The 21,500-nt window shown below is 73.0% G+C and carries 20 protein-coding genes; 8 read left to right on the top strand and 12 right to left on the bottom strand.

What is annotated here, in order from left to right:
- Positions 1-3: 3 nt before the first annotated feature.
- From HDG69_RS01185 to HDG69_RS01170, 4 genes are all read right to left on the bottom strand, one after another.
- Complete coding sequence (locus HDG69_RS01185; RefSeq protein WP_343036197.1) at positions 4-1,437, bottom strand: amino acid permease; 1,434 nt, start codon at positions 1,435-1,437, stop codon at positions 4-6.
- Between the two features lie 93 nt (positions 1,438-1,530).
- On the bottom strand, positions 1,531-3,183 hold the full coding sequence (locus tag HDG69_RS01180; protein ID WP_171781958.1) for an ABC transporter permease: 1,653 nt from the start codon (positions 3,181-3,183) through the stop codon (positions 1,531-1,533).
- Positions 3,180-4,148: an ABC transporter ATP-binding protein gene (locus HDG69_RS01175; protein WP_171781957.1), complete on the bottom strand. Its 969-nt coding sequence runs from the start codon at positions 4,146-4,148 to the stop codon at positions 3,180-3,182. Before HDG69_RS01175 ends, HDG69_RS01180 begins: the two co-directional genes overlap by 4 nt.
- Positions 4,145-4,903 carry a TetR/AcrR family transcriptional regulator gene (locus HDG69_RS01170; protein WP_171781956.1) on the bottom strand — a complete coding sequence of 253 codons (759 nt, stop codon included), beginning with the start codon at positions 4,901-4,903 and terminating at the stop codon, positions 4,145-4,147. Before HDG69_RS01170 ends, HDG69_RS01175 begins: the two co-directional genes overlap by 4 nt.
- Positions 4,904-4,983: 80 nt before the next feature.
- Between HDG69_RS01170 and arsB the strand changes: the two genes are divergently transcribed.
- The 7 genes from arsB to HDG69_RS01135 all read left to right on the top strand — a co-directional run bounded on the left by arsB (position 4,984) and on the right by HDG69_RS01135 (position 12,004).
- On the top strand, positions 4,984-6,141 hold the full coding sequence (gene arsB, locus HDG69_RS01165) for an ACR3 family arsenite efflux transporter (protein ID WP_171781955.1): 1,158 nt from the start codon (positions 4,984-4,986) through the stop codon (positions 6,139-6,141).
- Positions 6,138-7,232: a metalloregulator ArsR/SmtB family transcription factor gene (locus HDG69_RS01160; protein WP_171781954.1), complete on the top strand. Its 1,095-nt coding sequence runs from the start codon at positions 6,138-6,140 to the stop codon at positions 7,230-7,232. Before arsB ends, HDG69_RS01160 begins: the two co-directional genes overlap by 4 nt.
- 12 nt (positions 7,233-7,244) lie before the next feature.
- Positions 7,245-7,661 carry an arsenate reductase ArsC gene (locus HDG69_RS01155; protein ID WP_171781953.1) on the top strand — a complete coding sequence of 139 codons (417 nt, stop codon included), beginning with the start codon at positions 7,245-7,247 and terminating at the stop codon, positions 7,659-7,661.
- A complete protein-coding gene (locus HDG69_RS01150) occupies positions 7,658-9,361 on the top strand; it encodes an FAD-dependent oxidoreductase (RefSeq protein WP_343036195.1) in 1,704 nt (567 codons plus the stop codon). Before HDG69_RS01155 ends, HDG69_RS01150 begins: the two co-directional genes overlap by 4 nt.
- Positions 9,358-10,641, top strand: a complete 1,284-nt coding sequence (locus tag HDG69_RS01145; RefSeq protein ID WP_171781952.1) for an APC family permease — start codon at positions 9,358-9,360, stop codon at positions 10,639-10,641. Before HDG69_RS01150 ends, HDG69_RS01145 begins: the two co-directional genes overlap by 4 nt.
- A gap of 24 nt (positions 10,642-10,665) precedes the next feature.
- Entirely contained in the window at positions 10,666-11,007 is a 342-nt protein-coding gene (locus HDG69_RS01140) for an ArsR/SmtB family transcription factor (RefSeq protein ID WP_171781951.1), read from the top strand.
- Between the two features lie 79 nt (positions 11,008-11,086).
- Positions 11,087-12,004, top strand: a complete 918-nt coding sequence (locus tag HDG69_RS01135; RefSeq protein WP_171781950.1) for an arsenate-mycothiol transferase ArsC — start codon at positions 11,087-11,089, stop codon at positions 12,002-12,004.
- Between the two features lie 12 nt (positions 12,005-12,016).
- Here the strand turns inward: HDG69_RS01135 and HDG69_RS01130 are convergent, their stop codons facing one another.
- The 7 genes from HDG69_RS01130 to HDG69_RS01100 all read right to left on the bottom strand — a co-directional run bounded on the left by HDG69_RS01130 (position 12,017) and on the right by HDG69_RS01100 (position 18,526).
- Positions 12,017-12,733, bottom strand: coding sequence for a winged helix-turn-helix domain-containing protein (locus HDG69_RS01130; RefSeq protein WP_171781949.1), 717 nt, complete (start codon positions 12,731-12,733; stop codon positions 12,017-12,019).
- A gap of 5 nt (positions 12,734-12,738) precedes the next feature.
- A complete protein-coding gene (gene pstB / locus HDG69_RS01125) occupies positions 12,739-13,512 on the bottom strand; it encodes a phosphate ABC transporter ATP-binding protein PstB (RefSeq protein WP_425484016.1) in 774 nt (257 codons plus the stop codon).
- Between the two features lie 117 nt (positions 13,513-13,629).
- Positions 13,630-14,550: a phosphate ABC transporter permease PstA gene (gene pstA, locus HDG69_RS01120; RefSeq protein WP_171781947.1), complete on the bottom strand. Its 921-nt coding sequence runs from the start codon at positions 14,548-14,550 to the stop codon at positions 13,630-13,632.
- Positions 14,547-15,518 (bottom strand): phosphate ABC transporter permease subunit PstC, encoded by a 972-nt coding sequence (gene pstC / locus HDG69_RS01115; protein WP_171781946.1) that lies wholly within the window; start codon positions 15,516-15,518, stop codon positions 14,547-14,549. Before pstC ends, pstA begins: the two co-directional genes overlap by 4 nt.
- A gap of 87 nt (positions 15,519-15,605) precedes the next feature.
- Positions 15,606-16,592 (bottom strand): phosphate ABC transporter substrate-binding protein PstS family protein, encoded by a 987-nt coding sequence (locus tag HDG69_RS01110; RefSeq protein WP_171781945.1) that lies wholly within the window; start codon positions 16,590-16,592, stop codon positions 15,606-15,608.
- Positions 16,593-16,739: 147 nt separating this feature from the next.
- The gene (locus HDG69_RS01105; RefSeq protein WP_171781944.1) at positions 16,740-17,066 is read right to left on the bottom strand and encodes a hypothetical protein; all 327 of its coding nucleotides are present in this window, start codon (positions 17,064-17,066) and stop codon (positions 16,740-16,742) included.
- 56 nt (positions 17,067-17,122) lie between these two features.
- Complete coding sequence (locus tag HDG69_RS01100; RefSeq protein ID WP_171781943.1) at positions 17,123-18,526, bottom strand: FAD-dependent oxidoreductase; 1,404 nt, start codon at positions 18,524-18,526, stop codon at positions 17,123-17,125.
- Between the two features lie 77 nt (positions 18,527-18,603).
- Here HDG69_RS01100 and HDG69_RS01095 point away from each other — a divergent pair, with 77 nt between their 5' ends.
- Complete coding sequence (locus HDG69_RS01095; protein ID WP_171781942.1) at positions 18,604-18,945, top strand: ArsR/SmtB family transcription factor; 342 nt, start codon at positions 18,604-18,606, stop codon at positions 18,943-18,945.
- Between the two features lie 420 nt (positions 18,946-19,365).
- On the opposite strand, the gene HDG69_RS01090 is transcribed toward HDG69_RS01095, so the two are convergent.
- The gene (locus tag HDG69_RS01090; protein WP_171781941.1) at positions 19,366-21,483 is read right to left on the bottom strand and encodes a prolipoprotein diacylglyceryl transferase; all 2,118 of its coding nucleotides are present in this window, start codon (positions 21,481-21,483) and stop codon (positions 19,366-19,368) included.
- Positions 21,484-21,500: the final 17 nt, after the last annotated feature.

Below are 21,500 nucleotides of genomic sequence, written 5' to 3'. Positions count from 1 at the left end.
CGCTCATGCTCCCACCTGCGACGCGCCGTCCGGCACACCCTTCCGCGGCGGGCCGTCCTGGGACGAGCGCCGCGCACGCAGCACCAGGTAGGCCAGGAGGATGACGACCACCAGCCCGGCGGTGGCGCCGAGCTGGGCCCGTGCGGCACCGTCGGTGAGCATCAGCCCCGCGAGGCCGACGAGAGCCGCCAGGGTCACCCAGGTCAGCCACGGGAAGCCCCACATGCGCAGCCGCATCGGCTCGCCGCTGCGGGACGCCTCGGCCTCCAGCCGGGGTCGGAGCCGCAGCTGGGAGAGGGTGATGAGCAGCCACACGACGAACAGCGCCGAGCCGACGGCGTTGAGCAGCACGGACAGCAGCACCTCGGGCAGCAACCAGTTGAGCAGCACCGCCACGACACCGAAGAACACCGACACGAGCACCGCCACCCACGGCACGTCGCGCCGCGACACCCGGGTCGCCGCCGCCGGGGCGTCGCGCCGCTCCCCCAGCGAGAACAGCATGCGCGAGGTGCCGTAGACCTGGGCGTTGAAGGCGCTGAGCAGCGCGAGGACGACGACGACCTCCATGAGCCGCGCGGCGCCGTCGAACCCGGCGAGCTGCAGGACGGCGACGAACGGGGACGTCAGGGCGTCGGCGTCGTCCCACGGCACGAGCGCGACGATGATCGCCACCGAGCCGATGTAGAACAGCAGGATGCGCCACAGGATCGTGCGGGTGGCCCGGGCCACGGCGTCGCGGGGGTCGCGAGCCTCGGCCGCGGCGATCGCGACGATCTCGATACCGCCGAAGGCGAAGGCGACGGCGAGCAGCCCGGCCGCGACGCCGCCGACACCGGCCGGCGCGAAGCCGCCGTGCGCGGCCCAGTCGCCGAGCACGCTGCCCGCCACCGGGATCACCCCGACGACGACGAGCGCGCCGAGGACGAGGAACGCGACGATGGCCGCGACCTTGACCAGGGCGAACCAGAACTCGGCCTCGCCGAACTGCTTGACGCCGATGAGGTTGATCCCGCCGAAGACCGCCACGACGGCCGCCGCGACCACCCACTGCGGCACGGCGGGCCACCACCCGGTGACGATCTCCGCGACCCCGGTGATCTCGACGCCGAGCACCATGATGAGCATGAACCAGTACAGCCAGCCGAGCAGGAACCCGGCCCACCGGCCGAGCGCCACCTCCGCGTAGACGGAGAACGAGCCCGACGCCGGCAGGGCGGAGGCCATCTCGGCGAGCATGCGCATCACGGCGACGACGATCGCCCCGGCGATGGCGTAGCTGACGAGCACGGCGGGACCAGCGGTCGCGATCGCCTCGCCGGAACCGAGGAACAGCCCGGCCCCGATCGCCGACCCGAGGCCCATCATCGTCAGGTGCCGGGGGCGCAGCCCGTGGGCGAGCGGCTCCGCCGGGGCCGCGAGATCAGGTGTCTTCACGACCGACCACGGTAACCCCGGTCTCCCCGCGAGCCGCCGGGCCCGGGCGAGGCCTGCGCCACACCCCGGCCCCGGCGGTCCTCGGCCGGATGGTCAGCCGGTCGTCAGGTCCCTACGCCGGAACCCGACGAAGCCGAGCAGCCCGAGCACCAGGGCGACACCCCACAGCATGGCGACGTCCCCGCCGGCGACCTCGCCCGAGAAGGCCTCCGGCACCCAGTCGAAGGGCGAGATGCGGTAGGCCCAGTCGGGGATCTCGAAGACGCTGCCGAACATGCCCACCACGAACGTGTAGGCGAGCAGCGCCCAGGCCGCGCCCGTGAACCGCGGCGCCCAGCCGTACAGGGCGAGGACGAGCCCGACGTACACGGCCAGCGCCGGCAGATAGGTCCAGAACACCACCGAGTAGTCGCCGAACGTCTGGTCGTGGAAGTCGACGACGACGGCGCCGAACCACACGGCGTACACGCTGACCGCCAGCAGCACCGCCGTGCCGAGACCGGCCACCACGGCCTGCGCCCCGAGCCACCGGGTCCGGGACACCGGGTGGGAGAACACGACCTCACCGCGGCCCGAGGACTCCTCCTCCTTGGGTCGCTGGGACATGACGATCGCGTACCCGGCGCAGCACAGCGCGGCGTACAGGATCATCACCCCGACGAACGACACCGAGAGCTGGGAGGGGTCCGCGCCGAAGATCTGCTGGGCGACGGGGTTGTCGGCGATGACGTCGCCGATCATCGTCCCGATCTGCGGCAGGAGGGTACCGGTGGCGAACCAGAGCAGCCCCAGCCCGAGGCAGCTCCACAGCAGGGCGCCGCGCTGCTGCAGCCAGGCCATCGCGAGCGGTCCCCGCAACGATGCGCGGGCCTCGGGCCGGCCCGGGCGGTCGGCGACGAGACCGCCACCGAAGTCGCGGCGCGACGCCAGGACGGACGCGACCCACAGCAGGGCGACGGTCGCGACGACGGACAGCAGCAACGGCCACCAGCGCAGGTCGACGAAGGCACGCGTCTGCTGCGCCCAGGCGATCGGCGAGAGCCAGGACAGCGCGGACCCCCCGGTCTCCTGCATGTCGCCGACGGCCCGGACGGCGAAGGCCACGCCGAAGACGGCGAGCGAGAGGCCGGTGGCGGCCCGTGCGTGCGCCGTGACCTGGCACGCCACCAGGGCCACCCCGCCGAAGACCAGCGCGCTGAGCGCCGAGCCCACCGTCATCGCGAACGAGTCGACGACCGCGAGGCCTCCGACGGCGGCCATCGCCAGCGCGGAGAGCACCGCGATGACGGCCTGGGCGACGACCAGCGTGGTGGCGGCCGCCACGGCCGGGGCATGGCGCCCGACGACGGCGGCCCGCACCAGCTCCGACCGGCTCGACTCCTCCTCGGCGCGGGTGTGCCGCACCATGTGCAGGATGGAGAAGATGGCCAGCGCGAGCACGACCCAGGTGATGCCCTCGTTGGCCATGGCCACACCGGTGGTGTAGTGGTCGAGGCCATACCCGGGGCCTCCCATGACGATGCCCGCCGGGGTCTCCATCACGGCGGCGCGGCCCTGCTGGGAGGCGGGGTCCGCGAACACGGTGTCGAGCGCGAACGTGAAGTAGGCGTAGAAGGCGACGAGCGAGCCCGTCCACACGGCCAGCCGCACCCGGTCGCGGCGCAGCATGAACCGGACGAGGTGCCCGGTCCCGGCGAGCGTCGACCCGCCACGGGTGGTCGGCGGGGCGGCGACGGCGGCACTCATCGTGCACCTGCCGCTGCGGGCTCGCCGGACGTGGGCCCCTCCGAGACGTCCTCGCCGTAGTGCCGCATGAACAGCTCCTCCAGCGACGGCGGCGCCGCGGTGAAGGAGCGCACGCCCAGCGCGGACAGGGCGGTGAGCACCTCACCGATCGCCGCGTTGTCCACGTCGAAGGTGACGCGGGTGCCCTCGGGGTCGTCGACCGTCGCCAGGTCGTGCACGCCGTCCACGCGGGACACACCGGCCGGGTCGCCGTCGACGACGGCGGTGACGTTCGACCGCGTGAGGTGGCGGAGCTCGTCGAGGGTGCCGGACTCGACGGCCCGACCGGACCGGATGATGGTGACGGTGTCGCACACCTTCTCGACCTCGGACAGGATGTGGCTGCTCAGGAGCACCGACGCCCCCCGCTCCTTGGCGTGGCGGACCTGCTCGGTGAAGACGGCCTCCATGAGGGGGTCCAGCCCGGAGGTCGGTTCGTCGAGGATCAGCAGCGGGACGTCGGCGGCGAGCGCCGCGACGAGCGCGACCTTCTGCCGGTTGCCCTTGGAGTAGGTGCGCGCCTTCTTGGTGGGGTCGAGCTCGAAGGCCTCGAGCAGCTCCTTCTTGCGCCGGACGTCCGGCTTGCCGCGGAGCCGCGACAGGAAGTCGATCGCTTCGCCGCCGGTGAGGTTCGGCCACAGGGTGACGTCTCCGGGGACGTAGGCGAGCCGGCGGTGCAGCGTCACGGCGTCGGACCAGGGGTCCCCGCCGAGCAGCCGGGCACGTCCGGACGTGGCGCGCAGCAGTCCGAGCAGGACGCGGATGGTGGTGGACTTGCCGGCCCCGTTGGGGCCGAGGAACCCGGCGACCTCGCCCTCCCGGACCGTCAGGTCCAGGCCGTCGAGGGCGCGGGTGGAGCCGAAGTGCTTGTGCAGGTCGTGGATCTCGACGGGGGGCGTGCCGGGGCTCGCGGTGGTGGTGGTCATCGTTCCTCGCTCGTGGTCTCGGGGTCGGGGGCGGCCGTGGTGTCGGCGGCGACGTCGCCGTCGGTGGTGGCGTCGCGCGTGCCGGCCGGGGGGTCGGAGAGGTAGAGCAGGTAGTCGTCGAGCATGCGGCGGCTGGTCAGGAAGCCCTGGGTGAAGAGCTCGATCATCGGCAGGTAGTGCTCGGTCGTGAACGTGCGGATGCCGGCGGCGAAGTCCTCGGGGTCCTCCGGCGGGTCGAGCGTGAGAGTGAGCAGCAGGGTGCCGAGCGCGGAGAGGGTCAGGTAGCGGACGCGTGCGTCCTCGTCGACGCTCGGCTTGACGATGCCGTCGGCCACCGCCTCGCGGGTGTAGACCTGCGCGTCGTCGATCATGTGCTGCACGAAGGCCCGGGCGACCTCGCCGCCGGCCTGGAGGGACTGGACCGCGTAGCCCAGGAGCGGGGCGTACTCGTCGACCTCCGCCATCACCTGCAGCAGCTGGCCGCCGGTGGCCCGGCCCATGTTCTGCCGCTTGGACCCGACGATCCACCGCAGCACGAAGTCGTCGCAGGCGCGGTGCAGGGCTTCCTTGGACCCGAAGTGGTGGATGACCAGCGCCGGGCTGACACCGGCGTCGGCGGCGATGGTACGCACCGACGCGCCGAACCCGGAGCGCGCGAACCGCAGCACGGCGGCGTCGCGGATGCGGTCGCGCGTGCTGCCGTCCGACGGAGGCCGGCCGGTGGTGCCCGTCGCGCCCGGGTTGGTTGAACTCATGTTCAATAGACTAAACGCGCGTTCAGCCCGTCCGCAAGAGCCTGGCGGCTGGCATCCTGCATCGAGATGCGTCTATATTGATGACGATCGAAGTAACGAGCAGGGGAGCGCACGTGACGACCACCACCGCCGAGGCGCCCGCCGGCGCCCGACTGTCCACCCTCGACCGCTGGCTGCCGCTGTGGATCGGCCTGGCGATGGTCGGTGGGCTGCTGCTCGGCCGGTTCGTCCCCGTCCTCGGCGACGCCCTCGAGGCGATGGAGGTCGGCGGCATCTCGCTCCCCATCGCCCTGGGGCTGCTGGTGATGATGTACCCGGTGCTCGCCAAGGTGCGCTACGACCGCATGGCCGCCGTGACCGGCGACAAGCGGCTGCTGGTCAGCTCGCTCGTCCTCAACTGGCTCGTCGGCCCCGCCCTGATGTTCGCCCTCGCGTGGATCTTCCTGCCCGACCTGCCCGAGTACCGCACCGGGCTGATCATCGTCGGGCTGGCCCGCTGCATCGCCATGGTCGTCATCTGGAACGACCTCGCGTGCGGCGACCGGGAGGCCGCCGCCGTGCTGGTGGCCATCAACTCGGTCTTCCAGGTCGTCATGTTCTCGCTGCTCGGCTACTTCTACCTCACCGTGCTGCCCGGGTGGCTCGGCCTCGACACCGCCGGGATCGACGTGTCCATCGGCCAGATCGCGCTCAACGTGCTGGTCTTCCTCGGCATCCCGCTCGCCGCCGGCTTCGCCTCCCGCGCGATCGGCGAGCGGACCAGGGGCCGCGACTGGTACGAGGAGCGGTTCGTCCCCCGCATCGGCCCCTGGGCGCTGTACGGCCTGCTGTTCACCATCGTGCTGCTCTTCGCCCTCCAGGGCGAGCAGGTGTCCTCGCACCCCGGCGACGTCGCCCGGATCGCGCTGCCCCTGCTCGTGTACTTCGCCGTCATGTGGGGCGTCGGCGTCGCCGTCGGCAAGGCCCTCGGTCTCGGCTACCCCCGCACCACGGCGCTCGCGTTCACCGCGGCGGGCAACAACTTCGAGCTCGCCATCGCGGTGGCCATCGCGACCTTCGGCGCCACGTCCGGCGAGGCCCTCGCCGGCGTCGTCGGGCCGCTCATCGAGGTCCCCGTCCTCGTGGGCCTCGTCTACGTCAGCCTCTGGGTCGGTCGCCGCTGGTTCGGCGTCGACCCCCGGGCTGCCGGCTCACCGACGACGACGTCGGTCGACGCACCACGGGAGACCCTGCCATGACCACCGTCACCCCCACCCCCGACGGCGCCGCGTGCGCCCCTGCGCACGCCTCGTCCGAGCACGCGATCGGCCCGCAGGCCGCCGACGGCGTCGCCGCCGCCCTCAAGGCCCTCGCGGACCCGCTGCGCCTGCGCATGCTGTCCGCCATCACCACCTCTCCGGACGGCGAGGCCTGCGTCTGCGACCTCGCCGAGCTGGCCGACGTCTCGCAACCCACCGTGTCCCACCACCTCAAGGTGCTGCGCGACGTGGGCGTCCTCACCTCCCAGCGCCGCGGCACCTGGGTCTGGTACCGGGTCGAGCCCGGGTACCGGGGAGCGGTGACCACCCTGCTCGACCGGTTCGCCCCCGCGGCGCTGGCCGTCTCGAGCAACGGCACCCACCCCGTCGGCAGCGCGTCCCGGGACACCGAGATGCACGGGCTCGAGGACGTCCAGCGCGAGCTCGAGAGCCTGGCCGCCTCGCTCGCCCGGCGGGTCCGGGGCACCACCGGGGACGAGGCCCTGCGCGTGGTGCGCGAGTCCTACACGGCCCTCGCGCGACGCGGCGGGATCGCCGTCCACCTGGTGTCCCTCACCGAGCACTTCGCCCGCCAGCGCCTCGTGGACCTCGTCACGGCCCGCTCCACCGACGAGGACTCCCGGACGCCGCAGGTGCTGTTCGTCTGCGTCGGCAACGCCGGCCGCTCCCAGCTCGCCGCCGCCCTGCTGCACCGGTACGCCGGGGACCGGGTCGTGGTGCGGTCGGCAGGGTCTGTGCCCGCCGCCGACGTCCACGACACCGTCCGCCCCCTGCTCACCGAGCTCGGTGGCGACGGCCCGCAGGACGTGCCGTTCCCCAAGCCGCTCACCGACGACGCCGTCCGGGCCGCCGACGTCGTGGTGACCATGGGCTGCGGCGACGCGTGCCCGGTGCTGCCCGGCAAGCGCTACGAGGACTGGGTCGTCGGCGACCCCGCCCTCGCCTCGGCGCAGGGCGCCCGTGCCATCCGTGACGAGATCGACCGGCGCGTGCGCGCCCTGCTCGCCGACCTGCTGCCCGACGTGACGCTCCCGGCGTCCGACGGTCCGCACCACCACCCGCACCCCTGAGAAGAGGACCTCATGTCCACACCTGCGTCCGTGCTCTTCGTCTGCGTCCACAACGCGGGCCGGTCCCAGATGGCGGCCGGGTTCCTGCGCGCCCTCGGGGGCGACGCCGTCGAGGTCCGCTCCGCCGGCTCCGCACCGAAGGACTCGATCAACCCCGTCGCGGTCGAGGCGATGCTCGAGCGCGGCATCGACCTGCGCGCCGAGCAGCCCAAGGTGCTCACCGACGCCGCCGTGCAGGCCTCCGACGTCGTCATCACCATGGGCTGCGGCGACGCCTGCCCGATCTACCCCGGCAAGCGCTACGAGGACTGGGCGCTCGACGACCCGGCCGGTCAGGGCATCGACGCCGTACGCCCCATCCGCGACGAGATCGAACGCCGCGTGCGCGACCTGCTCGCCTCGCTCGACGTCGAGGCGGTGGCCTCGTGAGCGACCGGCTGAAGATCGTCGTGGTCGGGTCGGTCGCCGCCGGGACCTCCGCCGCCGCCAAGGCGCGCCGCGGCTCGGAGGAGGCCGAGATCGTGGTCTACGAGCGCGACCTCGACATCTCCTACTCCGGCTGCGGGCTGCCCTACTACCTGGGCGGCACGGTCGAGACCATCGACGAGCTCACCCCGCGCGACGCCGCCTGGTTCGCGAAGCGCTACGGCATCGATGTGCGCACCGGCCACGAGGTCACCGCCGTGGACGCCACCGCGCGCACCGTCACCGTGCGCGACCTCGCCACCGGCGAGACGTTCACCGACGACTACGACGAGCTGGTGCTCGCCACCGGCGTCTCCCCCGTCGTCCCGCCGCTGCCCGGCATCGACGCCGACGGCGTGTTCACCCTGCGCAACCCCTCCGACGCGCGGGCGGTCCGCCAGTGGGTCGAGACGCGCGAGGTGGGCCACGTCGTCGTCGTCGGCGCCGGGTACATCGGGCTCGAGACCGCCGAGCAGCTCACCGAGCGCGGCCTCGACGTCACCGTGGTCGAGATGACGGGCCACGCCATGCCCCGCCTGGACGCCGACGTCGCCGGGCTGGTCGACGACGAGCTGCGTGCCCACGGCGTCGAGCTGCTGACCGGGGCCCGCGTCACCGGCATCACCACGCACGACGACGGCACCGTGCGGGGCGTGCAGGTCGCGGAGGCCACGGCCGGGGACGCCGGCCGCACCCTCGACGCCGGTGTCGTCATCGTCGCGGTCGGGGTACGCCCGAACCTCGACCTCGCCCGTGCCGCGGGCGTCACGATCGGCACGACCGGCGCGGTCGCCGTCGACCGCCAGGGGCGCACCGACGTCGACCACGTGTGGGCCGTGGGGGACGTCGCCGAGAGCTTCGACCTCGTCACCGGCGAACCGACGTGGGTCCCGCTCGGATCCACGGCGAACAAGACGGGCCGAGTCGCCGGGGACGCCCTCACCGGGGGCGACCTGGAGCACCGGGGCATCCTCGGCACCTCGATCGTGCGGGTGTTCGACCTCGCCGTGGCCCAGACCGGGCTCACCGAGGACCGGGCCCGCGAGGCAGGGTTCGACCCCGTCGTCGTGCACAACATCAAGCCGGACCGCCCCACCTACCTGGGTGGGCAGGAGATGCTGATCAAGGCCGTCGCGGACCGCGGCACGGGGCGGCTGCTCGGTGCGCAGGCGGTGGGACCGGCCGGGGTGGACAAGCGCATCGACGTGCTCGCCACGGCGATCACCTTCGGCGCGAAGGCCGAGGACCTGTTCCACCTCGACCTCGCCTACGCCCCGACGTACGCGACCACCAAGGACCCGGTGCACTACACGGGCATGGCCCTCGACGGCGCGATCAGCGGCCGTGCGCCGCTCGTCTCCGCAGCCGAGCTGGAGCTGCGCCGCCACGACGGGGAGAAGGTGCAGGTGGTCGACGTGCGCTCGGCCAAGGACCGCGCGAAGTCTGCCGTCGAGGACTCGGTGCACATCCCGCTGGCCGAGCTGCGGGCGCGCGCCGGCGAGCTCGACCCGACGCTGCCGACGGTGACGTACTGCAACAAGGGAGTCACCGGCAACGCCGGGCAGAACGTGCTGCGCCACCTCGGCTTCGACGTCGCGAACCTGTCCGGTGGCAACAAGACCTACCAGCGCTACCGGCGCGGCCAGGAGGAGACCTCCGCATGACCGAGCTCGCCCGCCGCCTGGGGACCAAGGACGCCGTCGCCATCGGCCTCGGTTCCATGGTCGGGGCCGGGGTCTTCGCCGCGTTCGGACCCGCGGCGGCTGCCGTGCTCCCTGCCGGCACCGGCTGGGCGCTGCTCGCGGCGCTCGCCCTGGCGGCCCTCGTGGCGTACGCCAACGCCACGTCCTCCGCACAGCTCGCCGCCCAGTACCCGGTCGCCGGCGGCACGTACGTGTACGGGCGTGAGCGCCTCGGCCACTGGTGGGGCTACCTCGCCGGCTGGGGCTTCGTCATCGGCAAGACGGCGAGCTGCGCGGCGATGGCGCTGACCTTCGCCGCCTACGCCGCGCCGGCCGGGTGGGAGCGGCCCGTCGCGGCGCTGGCCGTCGTCGCGCTGGCGGCCGTGAACTACCGCGGGGTGACGCGGACGGCACGCCTGACCCGCTGGATCGTCACGGTGGTGCTGCTGGCGCTGGCGACCTGGACGGCGGTCGTGTGGAGCGGGTCGCCCGGGCTGCTGCCCGGCGCGGGGTCCGACGGCTCCCTCGCCGACGGCGGCTGGACCGCCCTCTACGGCGTGCTGCAGGGCGCCGGGCTGCTGTTCTTCGCGTTCGCCGGGTACGCGCGCATCGCCACGATGGGCGAGGAGGTGCGCGACCCGCGGCGAACCATCCCCCGCGCGATCCTGCTGGCGCTCGCCGGCGCCGTCGTCGTCTACACCCTGGTGGCGGTGACCTTGCTCGGCGCGCTGGGCCTGGACGGGATCGCCGGGACGACGGCGCCGCTGGCGGCAGCGGTGGACGGCTCCGACTGGGCGGGGGTCGTGGTGCGCATCGGGGCGGCCGCCGCGTCGCTCGGCGCGCTGCTCGCCCTCGTGGCGGGCATCGGGCGCACGTCGCTGGCGATGGCGCGCGAGGGCGACCTGCCGCGGTGGCTCGCCGCCGTGCACCCCCGGTTCCGGGTGCCGCACCGGGCAGAGGTGGCGCTCGCCGCCGTCGTCGTGGTCCTGGTGCTGACGGTGGACCTGCGCGGTGCGATCGGGTTCTCCAGCGTCGGGGTGCTGCTCTACTACGCGGTCGCCAACGCCTCGGCGTTCACGCAGACGGCCGAGCACCGGCTGTTCCCCCGGGTGCTGCAGGTCTTCGGCCTGGTGGCGTGCCTGGTGCTGGTGGCGACCCTGCCGGTCGCGGCGGTCCTCAGCGGGCTCGGGGTCCTGGCCGTCGGGCTCGTGCTGCGCGGTGCCCGCCTGCAGCGCGCACGAGGGCAGATCGATCGACCGTGACCGATCGAAAGGTATTCTGGGGCAATGTCGCCCGCCCAGCCCGCGCCGTCGCCGCGGCCGTCCGTCGAGTCGCCCTCGCTGCGGGCCACCCTCAGCCGGGCGCAGGCGGAGAGCACCGCGAGCCTGCTGCGCGTCGTCTCCGACCCGACCCGGCTGCAGATCCTCAGCCTGATCCGGAGCTCGCCGGAGGGCGCCAGCCGCGTCGCCGACCTCACCCGCGAGCTGGGGTTGCGGCAACCCACGGTCTCCCACCATCTGAAGGTCATGGCGGAGGCCGGGGTGCTGACCCGTCGCCCGGCCGGCCGCGAGGTCTGGTACGGGATCGAGCCGGCACGTCTCGACGCGATCGGCGACCTGCTGCGCTGAGACTGGGCGCGCCCGACCCTGCGCCGCACCGATGACCGGCGTCGACCACGAGGGCCTGCGCCTGTTGCAGGTGACCTGCATGGCCGACCCCGACCGGCTGCGGCTCCTCGCCGTCGTGCTCACCGACGCCTCCGGCCAGCCGACCGCCTCCTCGCTCGCGGGGCCCAGCGGTGACCGCGCCGCGATCCGTGCGCACCTCGAGGCCATGGCGGACGCAGGCCTGCTCGCGCCACTTCCCGGGGCTGACGGCGAGCCGGCGTTCCGGCCGACGCCGGACGCCCTCGTCCGCTTCGGTGGCGCGGCGATCTCCGCGCCCAGCAGCGTCCACCCCGAGCCGGTGGACCCGGCCGACCACACACGGATGCTCGCCCGGATCACGCACGAGCTGTCGCTGGACCACGCCGACACCCTCTCCCCGGAGACGGTGGCGCGGTTCGTGGCCGACAGCTACGACCTGCTGGCGGCGCGGGCGCGGGTCCGACGCCACCTGCCAGCCCTCACCGCCCGGTTCGCCGCTGACCGGCTCGCCGCCCTGGTCGCCCCCGTCGACACCCGCGGCGAGACCGACGGGGCGGACGGCGCCGGTGCCCCCCACCCGCTCGACGTCCTCTTCGTCTGCGTGCACAACGCCGGCCGCTCGCAGATCGCCGCGGCAGTGCTGCGGGCGGCCGCCGGGGCCCGGGTCCGGGTGCGCACCGCCGGCACCGTGCCCTGGTCCCGGCTCGACCCGGGTGTGCGGGCCGAGCTGGCTCGGCGGGGCGTCGACCAGCTCACCGAGATGCCGCGGCCCCTCACCGACGAGGTGATCCGGGCGTCGCGCATGGTCGTCACCCTGGGCTGCGGGGACGCCTGCCCCGTCGTGCCCGGGAGGCAGTACCGGGACTGGCCGATCGACAACCCCGCCGGCCGGCCCGCCGACGAGATCACCCGGATCGTCGACGACATCACGCAGCGGGTGCACGGCCTCCTCGACGAGCTGCTACGACCAGCCGGCTGAGCAGCCGGCCGGTCAGCCCCGGCCGAGCTCGAAGACCCGGGACTCCAGCCGGTAGCCGATGCCCCGGACGGTGTGGATCGCACCGCTGCGACCGAGCCCCTCCAGCTTGCGCCGCAACCGTGCGACGATGCCGATGAGCTTCTCGTCCGGGTCCGACGACTCGGGCCATCGCGCGACGAGCTGGGCACGGGAGACCACGTGGTCCTGTCGCGACGCCAGCTCGAGGAGAACCTCGAACTCGAGCACCGTCAGGTCGATGCCGCGTCCGGCGAGCTGGGCGTCGTAGCCCGACGGGTCGAGCACGAGCTCCCCGGCCCGCACGACGGCAGGCACCGCCCGGGCAGGACGGACCTGGCGCACCGCGGCGGCCAGCTCGGCCGGGTCGTACGGCAGGTGCACGAGCGGCTGCGCACCTGCCAGGATCGCCGGGCCGATGAGGTCGACGTCGGCGCCGTCGTACGCGAGCAGCACCGGCAGCGAGAACTCGTCGCGGACGATGCCGGCCACCTGGGCGGACACCTCGGCTCCGAGTCGGGCGGCCACGACCACGGCATCGGCCGCCTCCCGGCCCAGGCGCGCGATCGCGAGCAAGGGATCGGTGAAGGCCTGGAGGGCGACCCCCCGCTCACGCATCCCGGCACCGAGCTGCGCTCCGCTGCCGACGACGGGATCGACCAGGACGACGGTGTCCATCGTGCCGGGAACCACGGGCAGCTCGGCGACCGCCATGGTGGTCACCCGAACCGCCCGGAGATGTAGCCTTCCGTCCGCTGGTCCGACGGGTTCTCGAAGATCGTCGTGGTCCTGTCGAACTCGACGAGACCGCCGGTCCTGTCCCCGGTCGTCTCGTTGACCTTCACCGTGAAGAACGCGGTCCGGTCGGAGACCCGGGCCGCCTGCTGCATGTTGTGGGTCACGATGATGATCGTGTAGCTCTCCCGCAGCTCGGCCATGAGCTCCTCGATCCGCAGGGTGGCGATCGGGTCCAGCGCCGAGCACGGCTCGTCCATGAGGACGACATCGGGGTTCGTCGCGATGGCGCGGGCGATGCACAGGCGCTGCTGCTGGCCGCCCGAGAGCCCGTAGGCGTTCTGCTTCAGCTTGTCCTTGACCTCGTCCCACAACGCAGCGCGCCGCAGCGTCTGCTCGACGAGGTCGTCCATGCTGTCGACCTTCATCCCCGTCACGCGGGGCCCGTAGGCGATGTTGTCGTAGATGGACTTGGGGAACGGGTTCGCCTTCTGGAACACCATGCCGATCCGGCGACGCACCTCGATCGGGTCGATCTTCGGCCCGTACAGCTCGATGCCGTGGTACCGGACCTCGCCGGACACCCGCGCCGTCGGGATCAGGTCGTTCATGCGGTTGAGGCACCGCAGCACCGTCGACTTGCCGCAGCCGGAGGGGCCGATCAGGGCGGTGATCTCGTTCTTGCCGAACTCCATGGACACATCGGTCACGGCGTGGAAGTCGCCGTAGTGGATGTTGAGGTCCTGGGTGGTGAACACCGGCTCCTTCGGGACGTCGGGGACGTCCCGCACGGCACGCTGTGGGCTGGGCACCGGGCCGGCGGCGCGGGTTGCCTGGTCGGTCATCTCTGAGTCCTTCTTCCGGGCGTTCATGGGTCAGTACTCGCGGCTGTACTTGTTGCGCAGCCAGATCGCGACGGAGTTCATGAGCAGCAGCAGCGCGACGAGCACGATCGAACCGGCCGCGGCCAGCGTGCGGAACTCTTCCTGGGGACGCATCGCCCACTGGAAGATCTGCACGGTCATCACGGAGTACGCGCCCTCGAACAGCCCCTCGGGCAGGAACCGCACGAACGTGGTCGCCCCGACGAGGAGCAGCGGGGCCGTCTCCCCGATCGCCCGGGACATCGCGAGGATCGTGCCGGTGAGGACGCCGGGGAAGGCGACCGGGAGCACCTGCCGCGAGACCGTCTGCCACCGGGTCGCGCCCAGGCCGAGCGAGGCCTGGCGCAGCGTGCTCGGTACCCCGCGGATGGCCTCCCGAGAGGCGATGATCACCGTGGGAAGCACCATCATCATGAGGGTCAGCGAGCCGGCGAACGCCACGAACCCCAGACCCCACGGTCCCCGGACGATGAACGCCAGGCCCAGGATGCCGAAGACGATGGAAGGCACGGCGGCGAGATTCTGGATGTTGGTCTCGATGAAGCGGTTGTACCACTTGCTCGCGTCGGCGTACTCCTCGAGGTAGATCGCCGCGCTGACCCCGATCGGCACGGTGGTGATCAGCACGCCGAACATGACGTAGATCGTGCCGACGATCGCCGGGAGGAACCCCGAGGTCTGCGGGTCCCGCGTCGAGGGCATCTGCGTGAACAGGTTCACGTCGAGGCGGGGCCAGCCGGCGATGGTCACGTAGATCAGCAGGGTGGCGAGCATGACGACGCCGATGACGACGCAGAAGAGAAGCACGGCCCGGAAGAGCTCGCCCTTGACGTCGATCCCGCGGCGCTCGAGCGTCGACGCGCTGGCTCGCGCCGCGTCGACCGCGACCCGCGTACGACCTGACTGTCTCATTCGTAGACCTCTCGGAACTTGCGCACGAGGGCGATGCTGATCATGTTGACCACGAGCGTGATGACGAACAGCAGGGCCGCGACGGCGAACAGCGTGTAGTAGGTCGTGGTGCCAAAGCCGACGTCACCGGTGGCTGTACGGCCGATGAAGGCGGTCATCGTCAGCACCGGATCGTTCGGCCACAGGGTCAGGTTCGCGATCGCGCCGGCGGCCATGAGCACGACCATGGTCTCCCCCACCGCTCGGGACAGCCCGAGGACGAACGAGGCGACGATGCCGGAGAACGCCGAGGGGACGACGACCTTCGTGGCGACCTGCATCTTGGTGCTGCCGAGGCCGTAGGCGGCCTCGCGCAGGCCGTGAGGGATGGCGCTCATGGCGTCCTGGGACACCGAGGCGACCGTCGGGATGATCATGATCCCCAGCACGACGCCCGCGGAGAGCACGAACTGGAAACCGGGAGGGTCACCGAGCTTGCCCGGCACGAACGTGGGCCAGATCTCCTGCAGCAGCGGAGCGACGAAGGCGAGAGCGAACAGTCCGTAGACGACGGTGGGGATGCCCTCGAGAACCTCGAGCACCGGCTTGAGGATCCTGCGGGCCCGATGGCTGGCGTACTCGTTGAGGTAGATCGCGGCCCCCAGGCCTGCCGGCAGCGCGATCATGCAGGAGTACAGGACGATGGCAGCGGTCCCCGCCAGGATGTTGTACACGCCGAACCCGTCGGGGACGAAGTTCGGTGCCCAGGCCTCGGTGGAGAAGAAGCGGGAGAACGGGACCTGGCGGAAGAACTCGATCGTCGGCCCGGCGATCGCCAGCACGATGCCGACCGTGATGAGCACGGCGAGGGCAGCGGCGCCGAAGAGGAGCGCCACGATGAACTTCTCACCGAGGCGGCGGCTCGAGGGCTCGAGCGAGAGGGGAGGGCCGACCGAGGACGGCTCGGTCGGGGCCGTGAGGAGAGCCATGGACGCCTGCACTTCCTGCTGCGGGTCGACGAAGGGCGGTGCGGTGGCGCCCCGGCCCGGCGTGCGGCGCCGGGCCGGGGACCCGGGTCAGCCGACCAGCTCGGCCAGCGCGTCGTTCGCGACCTGCTCCTGGTCGGAGTTCAGCGGGATGAAGCCCGCCTCCTCGGCGATCTGGGCCTGGTTCAGGATGTAGAACTCCACGAACTCGACGACCTCGGGCTTCTCGAGGCCGGCGTCGCTCGGGTAGACGTAGAGCTGACGGCCGAGCGGGTTGTAGGACCCGTCCATGACGGTATCGAGCGACGGAGCGATGCAGTCACCGGCGTCGTTGACGATCTCGACCGGCTGGACCATGTCGGCGGACTCCTCGACGAAGGAGAGGGGGATGAAGGCCGTCGCGCCGGTCGCGCCGGCGACACCCTGGACGGCACCGAAGTCGTCCTCACCGATGTCGTTGTAGTCGGCACGGATGGCACCGCTCTCGCCGTTGACCTCCTCGGTGAAGAAGTCGAACGTGCCGGAGTCGGAGCCGGGACCGAACAGCGTGACAGGCTCGTCGGGGAACCCGTCCCGCACGTCGGCCCAGGAGTCGACCGGGGCGTCGGGCCGCCACATCGAGCTGATCTCCTCGATCGACAGGCACTGCGCCCAATCGTTCTCCGGGTTGACCGCGACGGCGAGGCCGTCGTTGGCGATGCCGAGCTGGGCGTAGGAGATGCCGTTCTCCTCGCACGTCGCGGCCTCCTCGTCCTTGATCGGACGGGAGGCCTCGGAGATGTCGGTCTCGCCGTTGCAGAACTTCTCGAAACCGCCGCCGGTGCCGGAGACACCGACCGACACGCGCACGTCGGGGTGCTCCTCGCCGAACAGCTCGGCAGCCACCTCGGTGTTGGGCGCCACGGTCGAGGAACCGTCGATGACGACCGAGCCGGACAGCGTCTCGCCGCTCTCGTCGGCTCCGGTGCCGTTCTCGGTCTCGTCACCAGGTGTGTCGGACCCGCCGCAGGCGGCGAGCGAGAGCGCCAGGCCGGCCGCGCCGATGATGGCGGCGGCACGCTTGTGGTTCTTGAGCACGTCAGTGATCCCGTCTGCTGGGGCGGGACTCGACCCGCCCGGTTTCCTGTCGGACGAGATCGATAGAACGCGGTCTATGTGAACGACGGGTGAACGCGACCCCGCGGCAGCATGACCAATCGATCACGATCTATCGAAGGGCGGGGGTCAGCGACGAGCCCGGCTCGCGCCGAGCGGCCCTCCGAAGACGAAGGAGATCCCGAGCACGTAGCCGACGTCGTACCAGTTGCCGCTGTTGCGCACCTCGTACACCGAGACCGCGTCGGTGAACAGCGAGACCACGAAGGTGACGGGCAGGATCATCCCCTGCCAGAGCCCGAGCCAGAATCCTGCCGGCTGCGACAGGCCGGCGGGGGCCGTGTCGAGGCCCGGGTTGGGCCCGGCCGCACAGGCCGACAGCACGAGGACGACGGCGACGCCGAGCGCCACCGTCGTCCATCGCCGCACGGACCGGGAGCCGGTCGGATGTGCCATGCCGTCATCGTGGCACCGCTGCCCGAGCCCTGCACGGGCGCCCGACGGCGTCGGCCTCAGTCGTCCCCCGAGCGCCCGTGCAGGACGCCGGTGGCGAACCCGACCGGCGCCCCCGTCGGCGCGCCGACCCCCAGGGTGACGAGCTGCGGCTCGGCGGGTCCCCCGCAGCAGGCCCCGCCCTCGTCGGCCAGGTCGGTCGAGCACACCCCGGTCTCCGGCAGCTCCAGCTCGACGGCGTCGGCCGCCGCACGGTCGCCGGCCAGCGCGGCGGCCACGGACCGCACCTGCTCGTAGCCCGTGGCGAGGAGGAACGTCGGGGCACGGCCGTAGGACTTCATGCCGACCAGGTAGAAGCCCTCGTCCGGGTGCGCCAGGACACCCTCGCCGTGCGGCTCGACGGTGCCGCAGGAGTGCAGGTTCGGGTCGATGAGCGGTGCCAGCCGCGCCGGGGCCTCCACCACCTCGTCGAGGTCGAGGCGCACCTCGCGCAGCATGGCCAGGTCCGGCCGGAAGCCGGTGGCGGCCGACACGACGTCGACGACGGCGTCGAACGACCCTTCGGCCCGCGCGCCGGGCGCCCGCCCGGTCCCGGAGACCCGCACGCCGCCGTCGACCGCGTCGAGGCGGTCGATCCCGACGCGTGTCCACAGCTCGAGGCGACCGGCCTCGACCGCGTCCCGCAGGCGGGTGCCCAGCAGGCCGCGGGCCGGCAGCTCGTCGTCGGTACCGCCACCGAAGAGCCGACGGGGCGAGCCTCCGCGGATGGCCCAGACGATCTCGGTGCCAGGCTCCTCCTCGGCGAGACGGGTGAGGGCGAGCAGCGTGTTGGCGGCCGAGTGGCCCATCCCGACCACGAGCGTGCGGCGACCCGCGAACCGGTCACGGTCACGGCCCAGGACGTCGGGCAGGGGGCCGGCGAGGAACGGCGCCGCCGCGTCCTCACCGATCGCGGGCAGGCCGCTGGCACCCATCGGGTTCGGCTGGCCGTAGGTGCCCGAGGCGTCGATGACGGCGGCCGCGCGGAGGTCACGGGTCTCGCCGCCGGACTCGGCCCGCACGAGCCACGGGCGGCGCTCGCGCCCGAGGGAGCGGGTGCGGTCCGCACCGTCGCGGGCGACGGCGGAGACCCGGGTGCCGTAGCGGACCCGCTCGCGCAGGGCCGGCGCCGCCGACAGCGGCACGAGGTAGTCACGCACGAGGTCCGCCCCGGTCGGCAGCGCGTCGAGGTCCGGGGCACCCCAGGTGCCGTCCGCCTCGAGGAGACGGCGGGCGGCAGCATCGATGCAGTAGCGCCACGGGGAGAACAACCGCACGTGGCCCCAGTCGGCGACGGCTGCTCCCGGGCCGCTGCCGGCCTCGAGGACGAGAGGTTCGAGCCCTCGCTCCAGCAGGTGTGCCGCCGCCGCCAGGCCCACGGGACCTGCGCCGATCACCACGACCGGGTGCTCCGTCGTCGTCATGCCCACTCCTCATCGACGAACTTCAATGTGTCGGTGCCAACGTATCCACAAACTTCGATGCGTGGCAAGATGGAGGGATGACGGACACCCTGCCCCTCGCGACCGAGACGTGCTGCACGCCCCTGCGTGCCGCCGTCGACGCCACCGAGGCGCAGCGGCTCGCGCGGATCTTCAAGGCGCTGGGCGACCCGACCCGCGTCATGCTGCTGTCCACGGTCGCGACCTCCCCCGACGGCGAGGCCTGCGTCTGCGACCTCACCGCACCCGTGGGCCTCAGCCAGCCCACCGTCAGCCACCACCTGAAGATCCTCGTCGACGCCGGGCTGCTCACCCGCAGCCAGCGAGGCCGCTGGTCCTACTACGCCCTCCTTCCCGGCGCGATCGACCACCTCACCGGCGACCTGCGCGCCCTCGTCTGATCGGACCGCACCCACCTGTGGGAGCCCTGCACCGCGCGGGTGCGGGCTCTCCCTCGGAAGGGCGCATCCCCACTGCACGGGCCCCCGCCCGTACCTCGTGTCGACGCGCGCTCCCGAGCGGACCGGGCACGGGGCGGGAGTCGTCACCGACTCCCGGCCTCGTGGGCTCCCGGTCCTGCCGACCGCGAGCAGCGCAGTCGTGGGCCGTCCCCCTGCGACGCCCCACGACCGCACCGCCTCAGCGGTAGATCGGGTCAGCCGTGGTGCGGCGCGGTGAGGTCACTCGCGGGGCGCCCGTGACGAGGGCTGGGCGCAGTGCTCGTCGCACGTTCGTACGCATGAGTTCTCCTGCCATGACGTGGGAGCAGATGGCAGAGGCCACCCGCGGCGTGACGCGCTCAGAGGCGCGACGCGGCCACGTCAGGCAGGAGAGACAGGGATGTCGAAGTCGGGCACCGGCAGCGGTGCGCACGCTTCGGGGGCCGGCAGCAGCCAGTGGTTGCTGCCGGCGCGCGACGCGGCGGCGAGCTGGGCGGCGACGTCACCGCTGCTCGCACCTCCACGCGCGGAGCTGGAGGAGAACCCGCCGACGGCGGTGAGCGCAGCGGGGGCGCCGGTCGGGCCGCTCGTGCTGGAGACAGCCACCTCGGACGAGACATCGGCGCCCTGGTCCAGGACCGAGGGCTCGGCCGACCCGGAGCCGGCGACTGCGCTCGGGACGCTGACCGCGGCCGTGACCGGCGGGCTGGCGACGGCGGCGCGCGCGGGTGGCGCGTCGTCGTTCTCGGGACGCGCGTCCGCGGCCGCTGCTGCCGTCGTCGGCGCGGAGGGGGCGGCGGCCGTGTCCGGCGTCCCGGTGCTCGCGGAGCCCGGGGTCGCGGTGCCCGGGGTCGTGACCACCGGCATCGCAACCGGCGGGGCCGGCGCAGCGGGCGGGATCGTGCCCGGCACGTCCTCCGTGCCACCGATCGGCAGGTCGAGCGACGGCGGCACGAGCTCGTCCACGACGGGTCCGAGCACGGGGCCCACCACCGGGTCGACGACGTCGATCACCGGGCGCAGGACCGGGTCGACCAGCTCGACGACCGGCGACAGCACCGGAGCGAGGGCATCGGTGACCGGCGACAGCACGGGCTCGACCAGGCCCACGACCGGGCGGACGACCGGGTCCAGCACGGGCTGGACGAGGTCGACGACGGGCGTCAGGCTCCCGACCACGGGGTCCGTGACCGCGCGGACCGGCTCCAGGACGGGTTCGACGACGGCGGCGACCGGGTCGACGACCGGCGCGAGCGTCGTGGTCACGGAGCCCACCAGCGAGCCGACGGGCGCGAGCACCGGGGACAGCGCCTCGGTGACGGGCCGCAGGACGTCCCCGACAGCCTCTGTCACGGGCGCGACCGGTTCGAGCACCGGGCCGGTGACGCTTCCGACGACGTTCCCGGCGGCATCGGTCACGGGTCGCAGCCCGTCCGTCACCGGTCGGACCACGCCGTCGAGCACACCCTCGACCGGGCCGTCAGTCACGCTCTCGGTGGGGATCTCGGCCGGGTCGGCGGGCTGGCCGTCCGGCGGCGTCTCGTCGGGCAGGTCGTCCTCGACACGCTCCGGCCGGCCGGTCACGGGACTGAGGACCGCCTCGAGCACACCACCGACGGAGCTGGTGACCGGGAGGAGGACGTCGCCGGTCACCGTGTCCAGCAGACCCAGCACCGGGCCGCTCGGACGCTCGTCGCTCTCCGCCTCCTCCTCGGGCGCGCCGGTGGCGGGGTCCACCATGGGCTCGTCAGCGGCCCCGGCCTCGGACTCGGACGCCGCCACGTCCGGTGCGGGAGCCTCGTCGGGCTGCGTGTCGGCCCGAGCCTCGTCGGCCGCTTCCTCGGAGTCCTGCCCGGCAGCGTCCTCGACCGGCTCGTCCGCGGAACCGCCGACCGTGTCGGTCTTCTCGGGCTCCCCGGTCGGCTCGTCCTCCGGCGCCTCGGCCTCGGCGGGTCGCTCGGACTGTGGTTCCTCGGGGTCCGCCTGCTGGTTCTCGGGACCCGGCGCGTCCGCCGACGCGGACTCCGCAGCCGGTTCCTCCGCAGCGGCGGGCCGGGCCTCCTCGCCGGAGCCCTCCTCGTTCTCGCGCGGGGCCGGGTCGTCCGTCGAGGACGCCTTCGCCGCGGGCTTCTCGGCCGGCGGCTCGGTGGGTGCGGGCTCGTCGGCTGCGGGCTGCTCCGAGGCAGGCTCTTCGACTGCCGGCTCCTCGGGCTTCGCGGTGGCCTTCTCCACGGCCGTGGAGACAGGCTTCGTCACCGTCCCGACGGTCTTCTCGACGGTCTTGGTGACACCGTCCAGCAGCGGGTCCGTGACCTTCTCGGTGGTGGTCTTCACCACCCCGGTCAGAAGCCCTCTCCCGGAACGGTCCTCGCCGTCGTCGGCGGCCGCGCCGCTCGCGAGGAGGAACCCGGTGAGGGCCGTGCCCAGGGCGACGCCGGCGGCGCGCAGCGTCCAGCGGCGGAGGCTCGTCGCCTCCGTGCACCCGCTGACACGCACCATCCGTGTCCCCGCCCCCT

The sequence above is a fragment of the Isoptericola halotolerans genome (genome assembly GCF_013149785.1).
Classification (GTDB): domain Bacteria; phylum Actinomycetota; class Actinomycetes; order Actinomycetales; family Cellulomonadaceae; genus Isoptericola; species Isoptericola halotolerans.
Note: the sequence above shows the minus strand (reverse complement) of the source record. Positions and strands in the feature narration are given on the sequence as shown.

What these genes read in the sequence shown, in the direction of transcription:
- HDG69_RS01175 (WP_171781957.1), bottom strand. Translation starts at nt 4,148, where the DNA reads ATGACCACCACCACCGCGAGCCCCGGCACGCCCCCCGTCGAGATCCAC.
- HDG69_RS01100 (WP_171781943.1), bottom strand. Translation starts at nt 18,526, where the DNA reads ATGACGACGACGGAGCACCCGGTCGTGGTGATCGGCGCAGGTCCCGTG.
- arsB (WP_171781955.1), top strand. Translation starts at nt 4,984, where the DNA reads ATGACGATCGAAGTAACGAGCAGGGGAGCGCACGTGACGACCACCACC.
- HDG69_RS01145 (WP_171781952.1), top strand. Translation starts at nt 9,358, where the DNA reads ATGACCGAGCTCGCCCGCCGCCTGGGGACCAAGGACGCCGTCGCCATC.
- HDG69_RS01140 (WP_171781951.1), top strand. Translation starts at nt 10,666, where the DNA reads ATGTCGCCCGCCCAGCCCGCGCCGTCGCCGCGGCCGTCCGTCGAGTCG.
- HDG69_RS01095 (WP_171781942.1), top strand. Translation starts at nt 18,604, where the DNA reads ATGACGGACACCCTGCCCCTCGCGACCGAGACGTGCTGCACGCCCCTG.
- HDG69_RS01090 (WP_171781941.1), bottom strand. Translation starts at nt 21,483, where the DNA reads ATGGTGCGTGTCAGCGGGTGCACGGAGGCGACGAGCCTCCGCCGCTGG.
- HDG69_RS01130 (WP_171781949.1), bottom strand. Translation starts at nt 12,733, where the DNA reads ATGGCGGTCGCCGAGCTGCCCGTGGTTCCCGGCACGATGGACACCGTC.
- pstC (WP_171781946.1), bottom strand. Translation starts at nt 15,518, where the DNA reads ATGGCTCTCCTCACGGCCCCGACCGAGCCGTCCTCGGTCGGCCCTCCC.
- HDG69_RS01135 (WP_171781950.1), top strand. Translation starts at nt 11,087, where the DNA reads ATGGCCGACCCCGACCGGCTGCGGCTCCTCGCCGTCGTGCTCACCGAC.
- HDG69_RS01105 (WP_171781944.1), bottom strand. Translation starts at nt 17,066, where the DNA reads ATGGCACATCCGACCGGCTCCCGGTCCGTGCGGCGATGGACGACGGTG.
- HDG69_RS01170 (WP_171781956.1), bottom strand. Translation starts at nt 4,903, where the DNA reads ATGAGTTCAACCAACCCGGGCGCGACGGGCACCACCGGCCGGCCTCCG.
- pstA (WP_171781947.1), bottom strand. Translation starts at nt 14,550, where the DNA reads ATGAGACAGTCAGGTCGTACGCGGGTCGCGGTCGACGCGGCGCGAGCC.
- HDG69_RS01160 (WP_171781954.1), top strand. Translation starts at nt 6,138, where the DNA reads ATGACCACCGTCACCCCCACCCCCGACGGCGCCGCGTGCGCCCCTGCG.
- HDG69_RS01155 (WP_171781953.1), top strand. Translation starts at nt 7,245, where the DNA reads ATGTCCACACCTGCGTCCGTGCTCTTCGTCTGCGTCCACAACGCGGGC.
- HDG69_RS01180 (WP_171781958.1), bottom strand. Translation starts at nt 3,183, where the DNA reads ATGAGTGCCGCCGTCGCCGCCCCGCCGACCACCCGTGGCGGGTCGACG.